A 17,894-nucleotide genomic window follows, 5' to 3' on the forward strand; every position below is an offset into this window, starting at 1 on the left:
TCAGGATTTCCGGAACAACAAGGACAAGGCCTGGCCGATGGGACGAGCCGGCCGGTTGCGGTAGCTCAACAGCGCAAGCGCCAACGCCAGCATGGCCAGGTGCACCAACAGCACCAGCCAGACGCCGGCTTTGCCCTGGGCCACCCAGTTGCGGGCCACGGTCAGTCCGTTCTGATAAACGAAGAAAACCAGCAAGGACAGCAGTAGATTGTAGGTCTGGCCGCTGCGCGGGTTGAAATAGGACATCGGAATCGCCAGCAGCGCCAGAATCACGCAGCTGATCGGCATCGACAGCCGCCAGGCCAGTTCGGCGCGGTAGTCGGCGGAGTCCTGGCTCAGCAATTGGGCGGTGGGAATGGCCTGGCGGTTGCCGGAGGGGCCCGGCATCTGCTGGCTTTCGCCGATGCCGGCGGTGTAGCGCTGAAATTCCGCCACCTCGTAATTGGCGCTGCCCGGCTCGCCTACGTAGCGCTGCCCATGTTCCAGCACCACCACGCGCTCCCCGTCCGGCTTGGTGGTAATAAAACCGGATTTGGCGAAAATGGTGGCTACTTTGCCGTCGGTGATTTCCTGCATGAAAATATTAGTGGCCGCGCCGTGCTCGCCAGAGTAGTTCTCAATAAAATATACCTTGTTGGACGAGGCGGATTCTTTGAACACGCCGGGGGAGATTGCGGAAACCTCCTCGCGGCGTTTGATCTGTTCGGCATAGTCTTGGCTGCGTTGGTCCGCCCACGGCCCGATGAACAGGGTGACGCCGGCGATCAGCATCGCCAGCGGCAGGGTGAAGCGCATCACAGGCCACACCCAATTGCTCAAAGACAGGCCGGAGCTGAGCCAGACCACCATCTCGTGATCGCGCCAAATACGGGTCAATACCACCAAAATGGTGGCGAAAACCGTCAAAATCATCAATACCGGGAAAAAGCCCAGCGTGGTGAAGCCGAGCACCGCGGCAACGGCCTCGTTGGCCATTTGCCCTTCGGCTGCGCGGCCCAGTAGATTGACTGCCTGAGTGGAAACGATAATCGCCAGGAGCACGATGAAAACGCCTAATGCGCTCAAAGTCAGCTCGCGAGTCAGGCTTTTTTGAAAAACCATTTATTCAGTGCCTTTTTGACTTTTCATGAAAAGCATTGTGATAATTCCGGGGACCATCCAGAAACGTCAAAAACGGACGATTTCGGAATCAACAACAAAATCCGTCTTCACCGGAAGGCCGGGCCGTCAGGATTCTACCTGCGCATCGACGGCCGGTTAAGAGGTGGAGCTACAGACACTCGCTCTACACGGGAGTTCTCAATGGAATTTAACATAAAAAGCGGCAGTCCGGAAAAGCAACGGGTAGCTTGCGTTATCGTCGGCGTATACGAATCCCGCAAGCTGACCTTTGCAGCGGATCTGCTGGATCGCATCTCCAACGGCTTCATCAGCGACGTGCTGCGCCACGGCGACATGGAAGGGAAGTTGGGCAGCACGCTGGTGCTGCACTCGGTGCCGCACACCTTGTGCGACCGGGTGATGCTGGTGGGCTTGGGCAAGGAGCGGGAGTTCCGCGCCAAAGAATACCGCGAGGCGGTGCGGGCCTCGATCAAGGCCTTGACCCAGACTTCCGCGGTGGAAGCGGTCAGCTACCTGAGCGAACTGACAGTCAAGAAGCACGATGTAGAGTGGATGATAGAGCAGGCGGCGGTGGTGACGCTGGACGCCTTGTACCGTTTCGACCGCTTCAAGAGCAAGGTGGACGAATCCGTGCGCGAGCCGCGGAAGCTGACGCTGGCGGTGCCGCGCCGCAGCGATCTCGCCGACGGTGAAAAGGGCCTGCAGCGCGGCCTGGCCATCGGCAGCGGCATGAGGCTGGCCAAGGACCTGGGCAATCTGCCGGGCAATGTTTGCACTCCCAGCTATCTGGGCGAAGAAGCGCGCCAGATGGCCGCCGCTTTCGGCGCGGACGCCGAAATCCTGGGGCCCAAGGAAATAGCCGAACTGGGCATGGGCTCCTTCCTGTCCGTGGCCAAGGGTAGTACTGAAGAAGCGCGGCTGATCGTGCTGCGCCATCATGGCGCCAAAGACAAAGGCGACAAGCCCATCGTGCTGGTGGGCAAGGGCATCACCTTCGATTCCGGGGGCATCTCGCTGAAGCCGGGCGAGGGCATGGACGAGATGAAGTACGATATGTGCGGCGCGGCCACCGTGCTGGGCGCTTTCCGCGCCGCGGTGGAAATGAACCTGCCGCTGAACCTGGTTGCCATCGTGCCCACTTGCGAAAACATGCCCAACGGCAACGCGCTGAAGCCGGGCGACATTGTCACCTCGATGTCCGGCCAGACCATCGAGATTCTGAACACCGACGCCGAAGGCCGGCTGATTCTGTGCGACGCGCTGACCTACGCCGAGCGTTTCGACCCGGCCACCGTGATCGACGTGGCCACGCTGACCGGTGCCTGCGTGGTCGCGCTGGGCCATATCGCCACAGCGCTGTACAGCAACCAGGACAGCCTGGCGCGCGAGCTGCTGGCCGCCGGCGAGGAAGTGGCCGACCGCGCTTGGCATATGCCGCTGTGGGACGAGTACCAGGACATGTTGAAGAGCCCGTTCGCCGATATGGCGAATATCGGCGGACGTCCGGGCGGCAGCATCACTGCGGCCTGCTTCCTGTCGCGCTACGCCAAGGCTTACGATTGGGCGCATTTGGATATCGCCGGCACCGCCTGGAAGGGCGGCAAGGACAAGGGCGCTACCGCGCGTCCGGTGCCTTTGCTGGTGCAGTTCCTGCAAGACCGCGCGGACATCGCGTTGGGCAATGTGGTGCGACGCGGCCGTCCGCGCCGTGAAACCCCTGAAACGGTGGACGATGAGCAGGATTGATTTTTACACCAAAGTGGCCGATCCGCAGGGCTTCGCCTGCCTGCTGGCGGCCACGGTGATGCGCAAGGGGGAGCGGCTGCTGGTCTGGTTCGACAGCGAGCAGCAGCTCGATACCTTCAGCCGACAGCTGTGGAGTTTTGGCGATACCCGCTTCGTGCCGCACTGCCGGCTGGGCGCAGACGAGGCGGCGGACACGCCGATCTGGCTGACCGCGCGCCTGCCGGATGCGTTGGAGCACCCGGTTTTGTTGAATCTGGGATCGAATTTGCCGGAGCGGATGGAGCGCTTTGATCGTATTCTGGAAATAGTCGGACGCGACGAAGCGTCGCTGGAGACGGCGCGCCTGCGGTTCAAGGCGTATCGCGAGCGCGGTTATGCAATCGAACATCACGACATGAGCAACAAGTGACCATGAGCGAGCCGTCAAAGCCCAAAGAGCCTGACTGGTCCGGCCTCAACCTGCCGGTGTTGACCGAGGTGGTGGATGAGTCGCAAGTGCCTACCTTGGGCGACGAAGTCATCGACATTCCCGATTTTGATTTCTCCAGCGAACTGGACGCGCTGGCCGACCAGTTGGGCGAACCGCCGCAGGATTTGCCCGCCGAGTTGGAAATTCCCGAACTGAGCCTGGAAGAACTGATCGCCGCCCCTGTTGCCGGCGAAGAACCGTTGCTGGACCTGGCTTCGCTGCCGTCGCTGGATCTGGACGACATACCTGCCTCCGAGCTTGGCATCGAGCAAGTGCTGCCAGGTTGGAGTCCCGCAGCGGCCTCGCCGGAAGCGGCGCAGCCGCCGGCGGCGGAGACCGGTGATTTCGAATTCTTGTTGCAGCCGGCCGGCGAGGAGCAAGCAGCGGAGGCCGTGGCTGACGAACCCGCGTCTATCGCGGAAGAGGCGCTGGCGGCGGTTCCTGCTTCGGCGCCCGTTGCCGAGCCCCTAGTGGCCGAAGCTGAGCCGGCAAGGGACGCCGCGCTTGCGGCCGCTGAGCCGGAACCCGTTGGTATAGAGATTCCGGACGCGGTGGCGCCAACCGCCGAGCCACCCGCGCCGACGCCTTTCACTTCCATTTCCTTGGATAGCCTGCCCACCGGCGTGCTGGGCGGTGGAGTCGGACCGGAAACCCAGGTGGACAGCTTGCTGCCGAGTTGGCCGGAGAGCGCGGCGCAAGAACCCGTGCCCGTCTGGCCGGAATCCGCCGAGGTCCCATCCGTCGGCGCGCCGGAAGCGGCGGCGGAAGGCCCAGAGCCATTTGCGCCGCCTAAGGGCGATAACGCCGCCGACCCCTTCCTGGCGCCGCCCGAGGCGGATGAACTGGCCGAGTTGGCGCTGGAACCCGCGCCGGCGTTTGATGATGCGCCGGCCGTAGCGCCCGAGGCGGTGTTTGAATCGGCGATGGCGTTTCCCGATGAGATGATTTCGCCGGAGTCCTCCGCCGTCCCTGAGCTTGACGTGCCGGGAGAGGAGCCCTTGCTGGCCGAGATCGACCAGGCACTGGCGGGGGTGCGGACGGAGCCTGTCATGGCGATGCCGGAAGCTGTTGAGGCGGATGCGCCGATGATGGATTCCGCGTTTTCCGCACCGGTGGCCGAACCTGTGTTGGACGAGACGCTGGAGCTACAAGCCGCAGATCTGGACGTCCCGCAGATGGATGCAGTGTTTGCCGAGCCGGCGAAAGCCGAAGCGGTGCCTGAGCCTGTGTTGAACGAGGCGTTGGAACCACAAGTTGCTGAACTGGACGTTCCGCAACTGGATGCCGCATTTGCGGAACCAGCGAAAGAAGCGGTGCCTGAGCCTGTGCTGGACGAGCCGCTGGGGCCGCAAGCTGCAGATCTGGAGGTTCCGCATCTGGACGCTGCGTTTGCAGAGCCGACGGAGGCCGAAGCGGCGGCAGAGTCTGTGCCGGAAGAAGTGCTGGAACCGAAAGTCGTCGAATCAGAGGTTCCGCATCTTGACGCTGCGTTTGCGGAGCCGGCGGAAGCCGATGCGGTGGCAGAGTCTGTGCTGAACGAGTCGTTGGAACCACAAGTTACTGAACTGGACGTTCCGCGGCTGGACGATGCGTTTGCCGAGCAGACGGAGGCCGAAGCGGCGGCAGAGTCTGTGCTGGAAGAAGTGCTGGAGCCGAAAGTCGTCGAATCAGAGGTTCCACATCTGGACGCTGCGTTTGCCGAGCAGACGGAGGCCGAAGCGGCGGCAGAGTCTGTGCTGGAAGAAGTGCTGGAGCCGAAAGTCGTCGAATCAGAGGTTCCACATCTGGACGCTGCGTTTGCAGAGCCGACGGAGGCCGAAGCGGCGGCAGAGTCTGTGCCGGAAGAAGTGCTGGAGCCGAAAGTCGTCGAATCAGAGGTTCCGCATCTGGACGCTGCGTTTGCGGAACCGGCGGAAGCGGATGCGGTGGCAGAGTTTGTGCGGGACGAGGCGTTGGAGCCACAAGTTGCTGAACTGGATGTTCCGCAGCTGGACGCTGTGTTTGCCGAGCCGCCGGTAGCCGAAGCGGCTGCCGAGCCTTTGCTGGAGGACGTGCTGGGGCCGCAAACCACCGAAACGGCGGCCATGCCGGAGCCGGTAGCGGCCGAGCCGGAAATGTTCTTGGAGGATGTCGAGCCCGAGTCGCTGGCTCCGGCTATGGCCGAGGGCGAGATACCCGAACTCACGGTGTTTGAGTCCGAGTCCGAGATGTGTGGAATGGGGGCCGCGGAGTTGGCGGCGGGAGCCGGGGCGCTGGCAGCCGCAGGCTTGGCGCTTGCCGTCGGCGCGGAGTCGTCGGCGGGCGAGGCGGAACAGGGGCCGGCCTCCGAGGCGTCGACGGCGCGCGGCGTGGAGGTCTTGAAGGTGTCCGAGGTGGCTTCGGCTGCCGCGGCCGCCGCGATGATGGCGCCTCAGGCGGTGAATGCGCCGCCGGGCACGGTGGCGGTGATAGACGAACAGGCCTTGCTGCAGTCCATGTACGAAAAAATGCTGCCGCGGATGAAGGTGGAACTGTCGCTGTGGTTGCAGGACGCTTTGGAGCTGCAGGCCAAGCAGATGCTGTCGGGCGTAATGCATCAGCTCAAGGAAGATTACGAGATGCTGTTTGGCGAAGCCTTGAAGGAGAGCCTGCGCCAGACAATCAACTCTTTGGGCAAGATTGAAAAGGATGGGAAACGCGATGAGTGATCGATTGTCGCATATCGTCACCAGGACCGGCGACGACGGCAGCACGGGTCTGGGGGACGGCAGCCGGGTGGGTAAGGACAGCTTGCGCATCCGCGCGTTGGGCGAGGTGGACGAATTGAACTCGGTGCTGGGAGTGTTGCTGGCGGAAACGCTGCCGGACGAGGCCAGAGCCTGGCTGTCCGAGACCCAGCACGATTTGTTCGATCTGGGCTCGGAGCTGGCGGTGCCCGGCTACAGCGCTTTGGGCGCCGAGCACGTGCAGGCGCTGGAGGCTGTAGTGGCCTTCCTCAACGAGGATTTGCCGCCGCTGAAAGAGTTCATCCTGCCCGGAGGCTGCAGGGCGGCCGCACTGTCGCACCAAGCCCGATCGGTGTGTCGTCGCGCCGAGCGCGCAGTGGTGGCGTTGGCGCAGCAGGACACGGTGTCAGACGCGGCGCGCCGCTATCTGAACCGCCTGTCCGACCTGCTGTTTGTGCTGTCGCGTTATCTGAACCGGCAGGCAGGGGAACCGGACGTGTTGTGGCGGCCGGGGCGCAAAACCGGCGAAGTCTAAAAACCTGTTCACGATCTGCCGCGCGTTGCGGAGCGTTACACGCTGAGTACGCGTTCGGCAAAAAAAAGGCAATCCTTTGGGATTGCCGTTTTTTGTGAGGGTGGCGTCAGGCCACTTCCGAGACCCGCGGCCGGTAAGGGCTATTCTGCAGCAGGGACTGGGTGGTCTGGTACTGAGTGACCGCTAATTGGCCGCTGGCGTTCTGTTGCTGGGAACGGGCCACCGCATTGTTGTTGGTCTGGTTGGTCTGCTGTTCCGCTTGATTGTTGGCGGCTTGCTGCTCATTGGCCGCCGGCACCGTGGTCGGGCGCGGAGGCGTCGCCGGCGGCGCGCTGGCGGCGCGATTGGCGCTTGCCGTTTCCGCGGCGCGCTGTTGAGCCCGCGGGGTGTCGTTGGCCGCGGCGGCCGGAGCGGCTGAGCTGGCCAGGGCGGCGGTTTGGGCCTGTTCCTGGCTAACCCGTTGCTGGTCGCCGTTGCGGGTTTGCGCGGCATTGGCCTGCGCGGTGTTCAACTGACGTTGCAGTTGCTGCTCGACGCGGGCTGTGTCGGGGTTTTGCCGGACCGCGGTCTGGCTGACGTTTTGCTGTGAAACCGCAGGGGTGGCGGACCGCGGTTCTTCCAGGGTCTTTTGCTCAGGCCGCGTGTTCTGCAGCGATTGCAATTGCTGCAGAGAGTTGAGGCTGCCTATGCTGCCGGTGCTTGCCATATCGCTCTCTCCAAACCGTGGTTGCCGTTGCCGTCGCCCAGGACGGTATAGAGCCCAGTTGCCCTATATCGCTGATTCTAGAATCTTTTTCGGTGGATTGCCGAATTTTTTCTGGTCCAATGGTCAGGTTTGTGGCAGTAATACCAAATCCAACATGCGTTCGGCCAGCTGATCCACGCTCAGCGGGCCTTCGGAGCGGTACCACTGCACCGACCAATGCAGGCTGCCCAGCAAGGTGCGGCGCAGCAGCGCGGTGTCGGGTTTGACCAGTCCGGCGGCGGCGGCCTCGTCCAGCGCTTGTTGCCAAAGCGCTTCGTAGCGGTCGCGCAGCACGATCAGGCCGGGCCTGGCGGCAGCGGACACGCTGCGCCATTCGTACAGCATCACTTCCAGCGCCGCCTGATTGTCCCCCAGCAGAGAATTGAGATGGACGCGGAACAGCGCGGCCAGCTTGGCTCGCGGCGATCCGGCTTCGTCCAGGGCGCGCTTCAATTGCTCGGTGGTGCTGGTGATGCCCAAAGCCATCACCGCGACCAGGATTTCTTCCTTGGTGCGGAAGTGGTAGAACAGGCTGCCGGATTGCATGCCGACCGCGTTGCCCAGGTCGCGCACTGTGGTGCGTTCGTAGCCCTGGTCGCGGAACAGCATCGCCGCGGCGCGGACCAGTTCCATGCGGCGGCTGTTTTCTTCGACGGGTGTGGTGTTGTCTGTGCTCATTATTGTGTTTTTTCTTGGGTGTGGACGGGCAGCAGCGGAAGCGCGGCTTGCCAGACCCGATCCGGCTCCATTTTTTCCAGGCAATCGGTATGACCGTACGGACAGGTCCGCTCGAAACAGGGGCTGCAATCCAGGTTGAGGGAGACGATGGCGGCCCGCGTCGACAACGGCGGCGTGAAATCGGGGCTGGAGGAGCCGTACAGCGCCACCAGCGGTTTGTCCAGCGCCGCCGCCACATGCATCAGGCCAGAATCGTTGCAGACGGCGAGCCGGGTCAGGCCGATCAGGTCTATCGCTTCTTCCAGACCGGTGGCGCCGCAGAGGTTGACGGCCAGGCCGCCGGAGAGGCGGCTGATGTCGTCGCCCACTTCGCGGTCCTTGCCGGAGCCAAACAACCATACCGCGTAACCGGCGGCGTCGAAGCGGCGCGCCAGCTCGGCGAAGTGTCGGGCCGGCCAGCGTTTGGCCGGGCCGTACTCGGCGCCGGGGCAGAAGGCGACCGCAGGGCGGCTGGCGTCGAGCTTCAGTTTGTCCAGCGCCGCTTGCTGGCTGGCATTGGTCAGCGCCAGCCGAGGATGGCTGAGCGGCCGCGGCAGCGGCGCGCCCTTGTCTTCGGCCAGCGCGCAAAAGCGCTCCACCATCATCGGCAGCGCCTGTTCGTCCAGTTCGCGCGCGTCATTGAGGATCCAGTAGCGCGATTCGCCTAGGAAGCCGGTGCGCAAGGGGATGCCGGCGAACAGAGGGATCAAGGCGGATTTCAGCGAGTTGGGCAGCACGATGGCTTGGTCGAAGCGTTCGGCCGCCAGCTGGCGGGCCACCTTCCAGCGTTCGCCCAGGCGCAGGGCGCCGTGGCCGAAGGGGTTGAGGTGGGCCTTGGCCACTTCCGGCATCCGCGCCAGCAGCGGCAGGGTCCAGGCCGGCGCGAATACGTGCAACTCTAGATTGGGGTGGCGTTGGTGCAGCCTTTGGTACAGCGGTTGCGCCATGACGCTGTCGCCGACCCAAGAGGGGCCGATGACGAGGATTTTCTTCTTCATTGCAGATGTTCCGATTGCAAACCGAAACCGGGTCGCGGCGGCCCGGCTTGGGTTTGCAGACGGAGGCTGCCGGGCAAGCAAAAAAGGTGCGGCTCGCGCCACACCTTAGCTGCGTTGCCGGCGCGGGGCCAGGCTCAGTGGTGGCCGCCTGCCGGACCGTTCAGTTTGTAGCGGGTGCCGCAATAGGGGCACAGCGCTTCGCCGGTCTTGTGCACGGGCAGGAACACGCGCGGGTGGGAGTTCCAGGACACCATGTCCGGCATCGGGCAATGCAGCGGCAGGTCGTGCTGGGTGACTTCGATCACGCGTTGAGTGTTTTCTTTCTGTTCAGCCATTCTGTATTCCTTGCGGAGCCGCCGCGCGGGCGGCTCGTCTTGCTTAGTTGACGTAGGTCAGCCAGTGCTGGTGTTCGGCATCCAGTCCTTTGACGATGTCGAAGTAGCGCTTCTGGATTTCGGCGGTGATGGTACCACGATTGCCGTCGCCGATCGCGCGTCTGTCGAGCTCGCGGATCGGGGTGACTTCGGCGGCGGTGCCGGTGAAGAAGGCTTCGTCCGCGCTGTAGACTTCGTCGCGGGTGATGCGCTTTTCTATCAGTTCCAGTCCCATTTCCTTGGAGATCTGCACCACGGTGTCGCGGGTGATGCCTTCCAACGCGCTGGTCAGGTCAGGAGTGTACAGTTTGCCCTTGCGGATGATGAAGATGTTTTCGCCGGAACCTTCCGCCACGAAACCGTCCACATCCAGCAACAAGGCCTCGTCGTAGCCGTCGGCGGTGGCTTCGTTGTTGGCCAGGATGGAGTTCATGTAGTTGCCGTTGGCCTTGGCCTTGCACATGGTGATGTTGACGTGGTGGCGGGTGAAGGAGGAGGTCTTCACGCGGATGCCTTTTTCCAGGCCTTCGTCGCCCAGGTAGGCACCCCAGGGCCAGGCGGCCACGATTACGCGGACATCGTTCTTCAGCGGCGCCACGCCCAGTTTTCCGGAACCGTAGAAGGCCATGGGGCGGAAATAGCAGGACTTGAGGCCGTTGGCTTTGACCACGTCCAGGTGAGCCTGGCTGATCTGTTCCGGCGTGAACGGCAGCGCCATGCCCAGGATCTTGGCGGAGCGGAACAGCCGCGCGGTATGGTCTTCCAAACGGAAGATGGCCGGACCCCTGGGGGTTTCGTAAGCGCGCACGCCTTCGAACACGCCCATGCCGTAATGCAGGGTGTGGGTCAGAACGTGGGTGGTGGCGTCGCGCCAGTCCACCAGTTCGCCGTCATACCAGATTTTTCCGTCACGATCAGCCATCGACATCTTGGTGTTCTCCAATATTGTGTTTTCGCTTTGCGGATAGGGTCGGATCTTGTCCGACCGTATCCAATGAGTTTATCTCGCCCTTATGACGCTGTGAACCGTTTGTCAGGAAAAATTGAGCGCTTGCTCGAATACGAGCCGCCACAGCGATCGGCATAGGCTGTAGTCCTGCTGCAAAGCCGCGTCCGGCGTGACCGTCTGTTTTTCGTTGAGCCGGGCGGCGTGCTGGAGCCGGCGATAGTGACGATAGGCGTTGCGCGCCGCTTCGGCGTCGGCGGCGGGGATCAGTCCGGCCTCGGCTGCTGTGGCCAGCAAGGCGATATTGCCGGCGTTGGCGGTCAGCGCCGGGAGCGAGTGGGCATGGGCCAGGATCAGGTATTGGACGATGAATTCGATGTCTATGATGCCGCCGCGCGCGTTTTTCGGGTCTTCGTCGCGGGCGGGGTGGCTGTCCAGCATGCGTTGGCGCATCGCCAGCACTTCGTCGCGCAGCACGCTAAGCTCGCGCCGGCGGGTAAGGATGGCGTGGCGTTCCTGTTCGAATTGGGCGCCGACGTCTGCGTCGCCTGCCACGTAGCGGGCGCGGGTCAGCGCCTGGTGTTCCCAGACCCATGCCTGCTGTTCCTGGTATTGGCGGAAGGCGTTGACCGAGCTGACCAGCAGGCCGCTGGCGCCGTTGGGGCGCAGCCGCAGGTCGATGTCGTAGAGCACGCCGGCGGCGGTGGCGCTGGTCAGCCAGGTGGACATTTTGCGCGCCAGCCGCGAGTACAGTTCGGCGGCGTCCGGGTGCTCGTCGTCGTAGAGGAAGATCAGGTCCAGGTCCGAAGCGTAGCCCAGCTCTTTGCCGCCCAGCTTGCCGTAGCCGATGATGGCGAAACGCGGCGTGTCGCAGTGGCGGCTGGGGATGTCCAGCCAGGCGTGGCGCAGCGTGGCGGCCAGCACGATGTCGGCCAGCAGCGAAAGCTGGTCGGACAGCGCCTCCACCGTCCACATGCCGGCCAAATCCTGCGCCACCAGGCGGAAGGATTGCGCGTGCTGGAAGTGACGCAGCGCGTCCATCTTGGCTTCCACGTCGCCGTCGGCCTGGCGCAGCTGTTGTTCCAACTGTTCCGCCAGTTGTGGCCAGTCAGGCGTGGCGTAGAGCACGCGCGCGTCCAGCAGTTCGTCCAGCAGGATGGGATGGCGGGTCAGGTAGCCGGAGACCCAGGCGCTGGACGAATAAAGCGAGGCGAGCCGTTGCAGGGTTTGCGGGTATTCGGTCAGCAGCGCCAGGTAGGATGCGCGGCGGCTGATCGCCTCCATCAAGGCGATGATGCGCGTCAGCGTGGCGTCGGCGTTGTCGAAGCGGGAGGCGACCTCGATCAAGGCGGGCATCAGTTGGTCGAACTGCTTGCGGCCGTTTAACGGCATCTGCTGGTAGCGCTGTCCTTGGGCCAGGCTTTGCAACTGGCGCGCCACTTGTTCCGGTTCGGCGAAGCTCATCTGCCGCAGCCGCTCCACCGGCAACTCGTCTGCGATGTCGCGCCACAGATCGGCCAGGGGGTGGTCGGTAGCGCCCTCGGTGGGCAGGATGAACACTTGCTCGAAGTGGCGGGTGACTTTGCGGCGCTGCTGGTTAAGCCGGTTCATGAACTGGTCCCAGTCGGCGCAGCCCATGCTGGCGGCGATGCGGGCGCGGTTGTCGGCGCCGGCGGGCAGGGTTTGGGTTTGCTGGTCGTCCAGGTATTGCAGCCGATGTTCCAGATTGCGCAGGAAGGCGTAAGCCTGCAGGAGTTCGTCGACGGCGGCGGGCTCCAACAGCCGCAGCTCGCCCAGCCGGCGCAAGGTTTCGCGGGTGCCGCGCAGTTGCAGGCTGCGGTCGCGGCCGCCGCGTATCAGCTGGAATACTTGTGCGATGAATTCGACTTCACGGATGCCGCCCGGTCCCAGTTTGATGTTTTCGGCCATATCGCGGCGGGCCACTTCGCGGCGGATTTGCGCGTGCAGGTCGCGCATCGCGCCGTAGGCGCTGTAATCCAGGTATTTGCGGTAAACGAAGGGGCGCGCCGTGTCGGCCAGCGCCGCCGCGTCGCCGCTGAGCGGCCTGGCCTTGATCCAGGCGTAGCGTTCCCATTCCCGGCCCTGGCTCAGCAGGTAGTTTTCCAGGGCGGCGAAGCTCATCGCCAGCGGGCCGGAATCGCCGTAGGGCCGCAGCCGCATGTCGACGCGGAATACCTGGCCGTCGGCGGTGACGTCGTTGAGCAGGGCGATCAGTCGCTTGCCCACCTGGGTGAAGTATTCGTGGTTGCTGATGGAGCGGCCGCCGCGGGAGGCTCCGTCGGTGTCGCCGCTTTCCGGGTAGATGAAGATCAGATCAATGTCGGAACTGACGTTGAGCTCGCCCCCGCCCAGTTTGCCCATGCCGATGACGATCAGTTGCTGGACCTCGCCGCTATCCTCGCCTATCGGCTCCCCGTAGTGGGCGAGGCCGGCGCGCGCGGAGGCTAGGGCCCGTTGGACGGCGAAATCGGCCAGCGCGCTAATGGTGGATACCACCTCGTCCAGATCCGCCAGGCCGTTGAGGTCGCGGCAGATCAGTCGCGCCACCACGGCCTGCCGCAGCCGCCGCAGCGCCGGGGCCAGTCTTTCGGCATCGGTCAGCGCTTCCCAATCGGCGAAGGCGTTCATCTCCGCGGCATCGAAGCGGTGGCTCAGCCGGCTTTCCAGCCTGGCCAGCTCGGCGGGCTGGGCGGTCAGCAAACGTTGCAGATAGTGAGAGAACTCGCGGCTGCGGGCAATGGCAGCGGCCGTGTTTGCTGGCATAATAGGCCCCTACGGCATGTCAATTCTTGATGGCCACATTGTAACGGTTTGCCGCATTTGGAAAAGCTATTCTCCGTTCTGTCCCATATCCATGTGGTCAAGGTCCTGAAACGGACCTGTGCGCTGTTGGGAATGGCCGTCGCCACCGCCTTGACACTGCTGCTGGCGGCTTTTTGCGCGTTCACTTTTTGGTTATTGCCCAATCTGAACCAGTTTCGCCAGCCGCTGGAGCGTTATCTGAGTCAGTCGCTGGGACGGCCGGTGCAGGTGGCGGCCCTGTCCGGCGAGTGGCTGACCGTCGGTCCGCGCTTTGAACTGGGCGGTGTCACCATCGCCAATCCGCAGGACGGCAAGGCGCTGACCTTGCGCCAGGTATCGCTGGAACCGTCGTGGCGTTCGCTGCTGGCGCTGGAGCCGCGCTTGTCCAGCGTGGTGGTCAAGGGGCCGGCGGTAGAGTTGCTGCGTTCGCGCCAGGGCGTGATCTATCTCAACGGCTTCGACCTGAGTTCCGGCCCCGCGGGCAGCGGTCTTGGCAACTGGCTGCTGCGCCAGTCCAGCCTGGAGATCATCGATGCGCGGCTGAGCTGGCAGGATGAACTGCTGGGGCTGCCGAGGCTGGACCTGAGTCAGGGCCAGCTCAAACTGAGCGCGGGTCTGTTCGGCCACGGACTGAAGCTCTCCGGCCAGCCGGCGGCGTCACTGGGCAAGGGTTTCGATCTGACCGCTTCCTGGCGCGGCGACGACATCGCCGCCTGGCAGCAGTGGTCGGGCTCGATCAAAGTGGCGCTGGACGGCGCCCGGGCGGGTTCGTGGACGCGCTATTTGCAGCAGCTGGGCATGCTGCGCAGCGGAGAGGGCAGCGGCACGGTGGAAATGTCCTTCTCCGACGGCGCCATCGACGCCTTGAAAGCCAGCGTCAACGTCCACGACGCCGCCTACACGCCCCCGGATTCGCACGAACTGGTGTTGCCGCGTCTGCAAGGCGAGTTGCAGCTGACGCGTCAGCTCAGCGGCAGCTATAAGGTCAAGGCCAGCCGGCTGAGCCTGGCCAGCGCCAGCGGGCTGGCTTTCGACAACTCCAATATCGACGGCGAGTGGCGCTACGGCGAGCAGGGCTTCGGACAACTGACGCTGGACAACGTCGACCTCAGCCATCTAACGCCCTTCATCCACGCGCTGGGCGCCGATCGCAACCCGCTGTTCGCGCGCTTTTCGCCCAGCGGCGCCTTGCGCGACCTGACCGTCAGCTGGAAAGGCGCGCTGGAAGCGCCCAGGGCCTTCAAACTCAAGTCCCGTTTTGAAAAGCTGGCTTGGCAGCCGTTTGACGAACTGCCGGGCGTGGCCGGGGTCAGCGGCGCGATCAGCTTTGATGAAAAGGGCGGCCGCTTGCAGCTGGATACCGGGAAGTCCCAGGTCAGCTATCCGTCGGTGTTCGTCGCGCCGCTGGCTTTCGACAAACTGACCGCCGATGTGGGCTGGCAGCGGCAGGGGCAGGCGGTGGCTTTGGACTTCCGTCAGGTCGCCTTCTCCAACGCGGATCTATCCGGCAGCCTGCAAGGCAGCTATCGGCATCAGGGCGGAGGCGCAGGCATCGCGGATCTGCGCGCCAGCATCGCCGGGGTGCCGGCGGCCAGGGTGGCGGAGTACCTGCCGCATGAAGTGGGCGAGCACACTTTGCGCTGGCTGCGCCAGGCCTTGCAAGGCGGGCGGCTGCGTCAGGCTACGATGAAGCTGCGCGGCGATCTGGACCAGTTCCCTTTTGAGGGCGGCAAGGGCGGCGAGTTTCTGGTGGAGGCCGAGGTGGAACGGGCGCGCCTCAGTTACCAGCCCGGCTGGCCTCGCATCGACGACATCGACGCCCAACTGCTGTTCCGCAACGAGCGGATGGAAGTGAACGCGCGCCGCGCCACGACGGTGGGCGTGCCGCTGAGCGGCGTCAAGGCGGTGATAGACAATTTGGGCGCCAATGTGCCCATGCTGACGGTGGAGGGCCGCGCGGCCGACCGCCTGCAACGCATGCTGGCCTTCACCACGCAAAGCCCGGTGGACGGCTGGCTGGACGGCTTTACCGGCCAGATCGAAGCCGGCGGGAATGCCAGCCTGGATCTGAAGTTGGCGATACCGCTGGCCGGAGAACAAGGCGTGGCGGTGCGCGGCGATCTTCACTTCGCCGACAACGCCTTGCAATTCAAATCCTTGCCGATTCCGCCGCTGAGCAAGGCCCGCGGCCGACTGACCTTCACCGAACGCGGCGTGGACAGCCCCGGTCTGCAGTTCAGCGGCTTCGGCGGCGCGTTCCAGTTGAAGGCCAACACCGGAGCCGACAGGCGCATGCGCTTCGAACTAGCCGGCCAGGCCGATTCGCGCCAAGTGTTGAAGCAATATCTGCCGGCGCTGGCGGAGCAAGCGGCGGGCAAGTCCGGCTATCGCGCGCAGTTCGTCGTCAAGCAAGGTCTTGAGAGCCTGACGGTGGTCTCGGACCTGCAGGGCACCGCCTTCGACTTGCCGCCGCCCTTGGCCAAGGCCGCGGCGACGGCTTTGCCGCTGCAACTACAGTTGCGGCCGCAGCAGATGCGCGGCGCGCAGACCCTGCGGCTGGATTTCAGCCTGGACGGCATGCTAGGCGGACGCTTGCGTTTGAACGAGCACGGCGACTTGCAGGCCGGCGCCTTGGGCGTGGGACGCGCGCCGGGCGAGCCGGCGGCGTCCGGCCTGACGGTGCGGGTGGCGCAACCCAGAGTGGTGTTGGATGATTGGTTGAAGCTGGCGGACGGCGCCACGCAATCCAGTGGCGGAGGGGGGGCGGGGGCCTTGTCGGCTTTGCCGGCCTTGCAGCTGGAGTTGGAAACGCCGGAATTGGTATTGCCGGGCCTGAGCCTGCACAAGGTCAATGCCCGGCTGGGCAACCGCGAACTGTCCAAGGCCTGGACCATACAGCTGCGCTCCAACGAGATGAGCGGCGACGCCAGCTACCGGCCGGAAGGCAACGGTTTGCTGCAAGCCAATCTGAGCCGGCTGGCCTTGACGCTGCCGGCGGACAAGAAGGAGGGCGCGACCGAGGCCAAGGCCGGCGGCGAGCCCTCGGTGCTGAACCGCAAGCTGCCCGAGATGAAGGTGCGCGTTGGCGAACTGGTGTTGCAGGGGCGTTCGGTGGGCCGGCTGGAACTGGAGGCGCGCCGCGAAGGCAGCGTCTGGCAGATGGCGCCCTTGCGGCTGACGACCAACGACGGCACGCTGAAGGCCACGGTGCGTTCGGACGCGCGCGGCGCCGGCAATGTCGACGCCCGCTTCGAACTGAATGTCGGCGACGCCGGCAAGCTGCTGGCGCGGCTGGGCCAGGGCGAGATTTTCCGCAACGGCCAAGGTGTGCTCAGCGGCCGCTTGAATTGGCCCGGGGGCTTGGGCGATCTGGATTTGGCCAAGGTGTCCGGCGAATTGGCGCTAGACTTCAAGGATGGGCGCTTCGCCAAAGTGGATCCGGGCGTGGTCAAGCTGTTGGGCGCGCTCAGTTTGCAATCGCTGCCGCGCCGCATCCGTTTGGACTTCACCGATGTGTTCAGCGACGGTTTCGCCTTTGATAGCCTGAAAGGCGAGGCGCAGGCGCGGAACGGCCTGTTCACATCTCCCAAGGTGGAAATGAAGGGGCCGGGCGCCGACGTGGCGATTTCCGGAGAGCTGGATCTGGGCAAGGAAACCCAGACGCTGAAAGTTCATGTAATGCCGCGCTTGGCGGAAAGCGTGGCGTTGGCGGCGGGCGCGGCCTTGCTCAATCCGGTGGTGGGCATCGCCACGCTGGCGGCGCAGAAAGTGCTGCGCGATCCGGTGGGACGCATCTTGTCGGTGGATTACGAAGTGAGCGGTTCGCTGCGGGATCCTAAAGTGGTGCGCACGGCGATCGGTCCGATACATCAGAACAAAGGGGGAAAACCATGAAGCAAAAATTCCTGGCGGCGGCGGTGCAGATGGTGTCCGGCTCCGACGTGACGGCCAATTTGCAGCGCGCCGCGCATTGGGTGGCGGAAGCCGCCGCCAAAGGCGCGCGGCTGGTGGTCTTGCCCGAGTACTTTTGCCTGATGGGAAAACAGGAAACCGACAAGGTGGCTGTGTGCGAGGCCTACGGCGACGGCCCCATCCAGCGGGCGCTGGCGCGGATGGCGAGCGAGAACGGCGTGTGGCTGGCGGCCGGCACCGTGCCCTTGCGCAGCCCGGAGCCGCAGAGGGTGCTGAACACCACCTTGCTGTTCGACCCGAATGGCGAGGTACGGGCCCGCTACGACAAGATCCACCTGTTCGGCTTTTCCGGCCTGGGAGAGACGTATTGCGAATCCAATACCATCCGGCCGGGCGAGCAGCCGGTGAAGGCGGACCTCGGCTTTGCCGAGATGGCCTTCGGTATCTGCTACGATCTGCGTTTCCCCGAGCTGTTCCGCCAGCTGTCGCCCTATGATCTGATGATTCTGCCGGCGGCCTTCACCGCCACCACCGGCGAGGCGCATTGGGAGCCGCTGCTGCGCGCGCGCGCGATCGAGAACCAGAGCTATGTGCTGGCCTCCGCGCAGGGCGGAGAACACGACAACGGCCGCAAGACCCATGGTCATTCGATGATCATCGATCCATGGGGACGCGTGCTGGCTGAAATAGACAAGGGCGAGGGCGTGATCCTCGCCGAAATCGACCCGACATTGATCCAGTCGGTGCGCACCCGCCTGCCGGCGCTGGCGCACCGCGTACTCGCGTGAAAGAACCCGACATG

At 64.3% G+C, this 17,894-nt stretch carries 13 protein-coding genes; 6 read left to right on the top strand and 7 right to left on the bottom strand.

Annotation, left to right across the window (positions count from 1 at the left end; all coding sequences use genetic code 11):
* The gene (lptF, locus tag GYH29_RS08870; protein WP_043592120.1) at positions 1-1,101 is read right to left on the bottom strand and encodes an LPS export ABC transporter permease LptF; all 1,101 of its coding nucleotides are present in this window, start codon (positions 1,099-1,101) and stop codon (positions 1-3) included.
* Between the two features lie 201 nt (positions 1,102-1,302).
* Between lptF and GYH29_RS08875 the strand changes: the two genes are divergently transcribed.
* Genes GYH29_RS08875 through GYH29_RS08890 form a run of 4 tightly spaced genes read left to right on the top strand, consistent with a single transcriptional unit; the run spans position 1,303 to position 6,577 of the window.
* A complete protein-coding gene (locus GYH29_RS08875; RefSeq protein ID WP_161523554.1) occupies positions 1,303-2,868 on the top strand; it encodes a leucyl aminopeptidase in 1,566 nt (521 codons plus the stop codon).
* Complete coding sequence (locus GYH29_RS08880; protein WP_039756731.1) at positions 2,855-3,277, top strand: DNA polymerase III subunit chi; 423 nt, start codon at positions 2,855-2,857, stop codon at positions 3,275-3,277. The genes GYH29_RS08875 and GYH29_RS08880 overlap by 14 nt, the downstream gene beginning before the upstream one ends.
* A gap of 2 nt (positions 3,278-3,279) precedes the next feature.
* Positions 3,280-6,024: a hypothetical protein gene (locus GYH29_RS08885; RefSeq protein WP_161523555.1), complete on the top strand. Its 2,745-nt coding sequence runs from the start codon at positions 3,280-3,282 to the stop codon at positions 6,022-6,024.
* Positions 6,017-6,577, top strand: a complete 561-nt coding sequence (locus tag GYH29_RS08890; RefSeq protein WP_043641532.1) for a cob(I)yrinic acid a,c-diamide adenosyltransferase — start codon at positions 6,017-6,019, stop codon at positions 6,575-6,577. The genes GYH29_RS08885 and GYH29_RS08890 overlap by 8 nt, the downstream gene beginning before the upstream one ends.
* A gap of 106 nt (positions 6,578-6,683) precedes the next feature.
* Here the strand turns inward: GYH29_RS08890 and GYH29_RS08895 are convergent, their stop codons facing one another.
* From GYH29_RS08895 to glnE, 6 genes are all read right to left on the bottom strand, one after another.
* Positions 6,684-7,283, bottom strand: coding sequence for a hypothetical protein (locus tag GYH29_RS08895; protein ID WP_114154851.1), 600 nt, complete (start codon positions 7,281-7,283; stop codon positions 6,684-6,686).
* 123 nt (positions 7,284-7,406) lie between these two features.
* Complete coding sequence (locus tag GYH29_RS08900; RefSeq protein WP_161523556.1) at positions 7,407-8,000, bottom strand: TetR/AcrR family transcriptional regulator; 594 nt, start codon at positions 7,998-8,000, stop codon at positions 7,407-7,409.
* Positions 8,000-9,037, bottom strand: coding sequence for a lipopolysaccharide heptosyltransferase II (gene waaF / locus GYH29_RS08905; RefSeq protein ID WP_019104038.1), 1,038 nt, complete (start codon positions 9,035-9,037; stop codon positions 8,000-8,002). Before waaF ends, GYH29_RS08900 begins: the two co-directional genes overlap by 1 nt.
* Positions 9,038-9,171: 134 nt before the next feature.
* Positions 9,172-9,372: a zinc-finger domain-containing protein gene (locus GYH29_RS08910; RefSeq protein ID WP_019104039.1), complete on the bottom strand. Its 201-nt coding sequence runs from the start codon at positions 9,370-9,372 to the stop codon at positions 9,172-9,174.
* 43 nt (positions 9,373-9,415) lie between these two features.
* Positions 9,416-10,339 carry a branched-chain amino acid transaminase gene (locus tag GYH29_RS08915; protein ID WP_043641537.1) on the bottom strand — a complete coding sequence of 308 codons (924 nt, stop codon included), beginning with the start codon at positions 10,337-10,339 and terminating at the stop codon, positions 9,416-9,418.
* A 105-nt stretch (positions 10,340-10,444) separates the two neighbouring features.
* Positions 10,445-13,141 carry a bifunctional [glutamate--ammonia ligase]-adenylyl-L-tyrosine phosphorylase/[glutamate--ammonia-ligase] adenylyltransferase gene (glnE, locus tag GYH29_RS08920; RefSeq protein ID WP_161523557.1) on the bottom strand — a complete coding sequence of 899 codons (2,697 nt, stop codon included), beginning with the start codon at positions 13,139-13,141 and terminating at the stop codon, positions 10,445-10,447.
* Positions 13,142-13,198: 57 nt separating this feature from the next.
* On the opposite strand from glnE, the gene GYH29_RS08925 reads away from it, so the two are divergent.
* A complete protein-coding gene (locus tag GYH29_RS08925; RefSeq protein WP_161523558.1) occupies positions 13,199-17,074 on the top strand; it encodes a YhdP family protein in 3,876 nt (1,291 codons plus the stop codon).
* Positions 17,071-17,880 carry a carbon-nitrogen hydrolase family protein gene (locus GYH29_RS08930; protein ID WP_081573986.1) on the top strand — a complete coding sequence of 270 codons (810 nt, stop codon included), beginning with the start codon at positions 17,071-17,073 and terminating at the stop codon, positions 17,878-17,880. Before GYH29_RS08925 ends, GYH29_RS08930 begins: the two co-directional genes overlap by 4 nt.
* Positions 17,881-17,894: the final 14 nt, after the last annotated feature.

Origin of the sequence: Chromobacterium haemolyticum (genome assembly GCF_009936155.1) — a bacterium.
GTDB lineage: Bacteria > Pseudomonadota > Gammaproteobacteria > Burkholderiales > Chromobacteriaceae > Chromobacterium > Chromobacterium haemolyticum.

What these genes read in the sequence shown, in the direction of transcription:
- lptF (WP_043592120.1), bottom strand. Translation starts at nt 1,101, where the DNA reads ATGGTTTTTCAAAAAAGCCTGACTCGCGAGCTGACTTTGAGCGCATTA.
- GYH29_RS08875 (WP_161523554.1), top strand. Translation starts at nt 1,303, where the DNA reads ATGGAATTTAACATAAAAAGCGGCAGTCCGGAAAAGCAACGGGTAGCT.
- GYH29_RS08880 (WP_039756731.1), top strand. Translation starts at nt 2,855, where the DNA reads ATGAGCAGGATTGATTTTTACACCAAAGTGGCCGATCCGCAGGGCTTC.
- GYH29_RS08885 (WP_161523555.1), top strand. Translation starts at nt 3,280, where the DNA reads ATGAGCGAGCCGTCAAAGCCCAAAGAGCCTGACTGGTCCGGCCTCAAC.
- GYH29_RS08890 (WP_043641532.1), top strand. Translation starts at nt 6,017, where the DNA reads ATGAGTGATCGATTGTCGCATATCGTCACCAGGACCGGCGACGACGGC.
- GYH29_RS08895 (WP_114154851.1), bottom strand. Translation starts at nt 7,283, where the DNA reads ATGGCAAGCACCGGCAGCATAGGCAGCCTCAACTCTCTGCAGCAATTG.
- GYH29_RS08900 (WP_161523556.1), bottom strand. Translation starts at nt 8,000, where the DNA reads ATGAGCACAGACAACACCACACCCGTCGAAGAAAACAGCCGCCGCATG.
- waaF (WP_019104038.1), bottom strand. Translation starts at nt 9,037, where the DNA reads ATGAAGAAGAAAATCCTCGTCATCGGCCCCTCTTGGGTCGGCGACAGC.
- GYH29_RS08910 (WP_019104039.1), bottom strand. Translation starts at nt 9,372, where the DNA reads ATGGCTGAACAGAAAGAAAACACTCAACGCGTGATCGAAGTCACCCAG.
- GYH29_RS08915 (WP_043641537.1), bottom strand. Translation starts at nt 10,339, where the DNA reads ATGTCGATGGCTGATCGTGACGGAAAAATCTGGTATGACGGCGAACTG.
- glnE (WP_161523557.1), bottom strand. Translation starts at nt 13,141, where the DNA reads ATGCCAGCAAACACGGCCGCTGCCATTGCCCGCAGCCGCGAGTTCTCT.
- GYH29_RS08930 (WP_081573986.1), top strand. Translation starts at nt 17,071, where the DNA reads ATGAAGCAAAAATTCCTGGCGGCGGCGGTGCAGATGGTGTCCGGCTCC.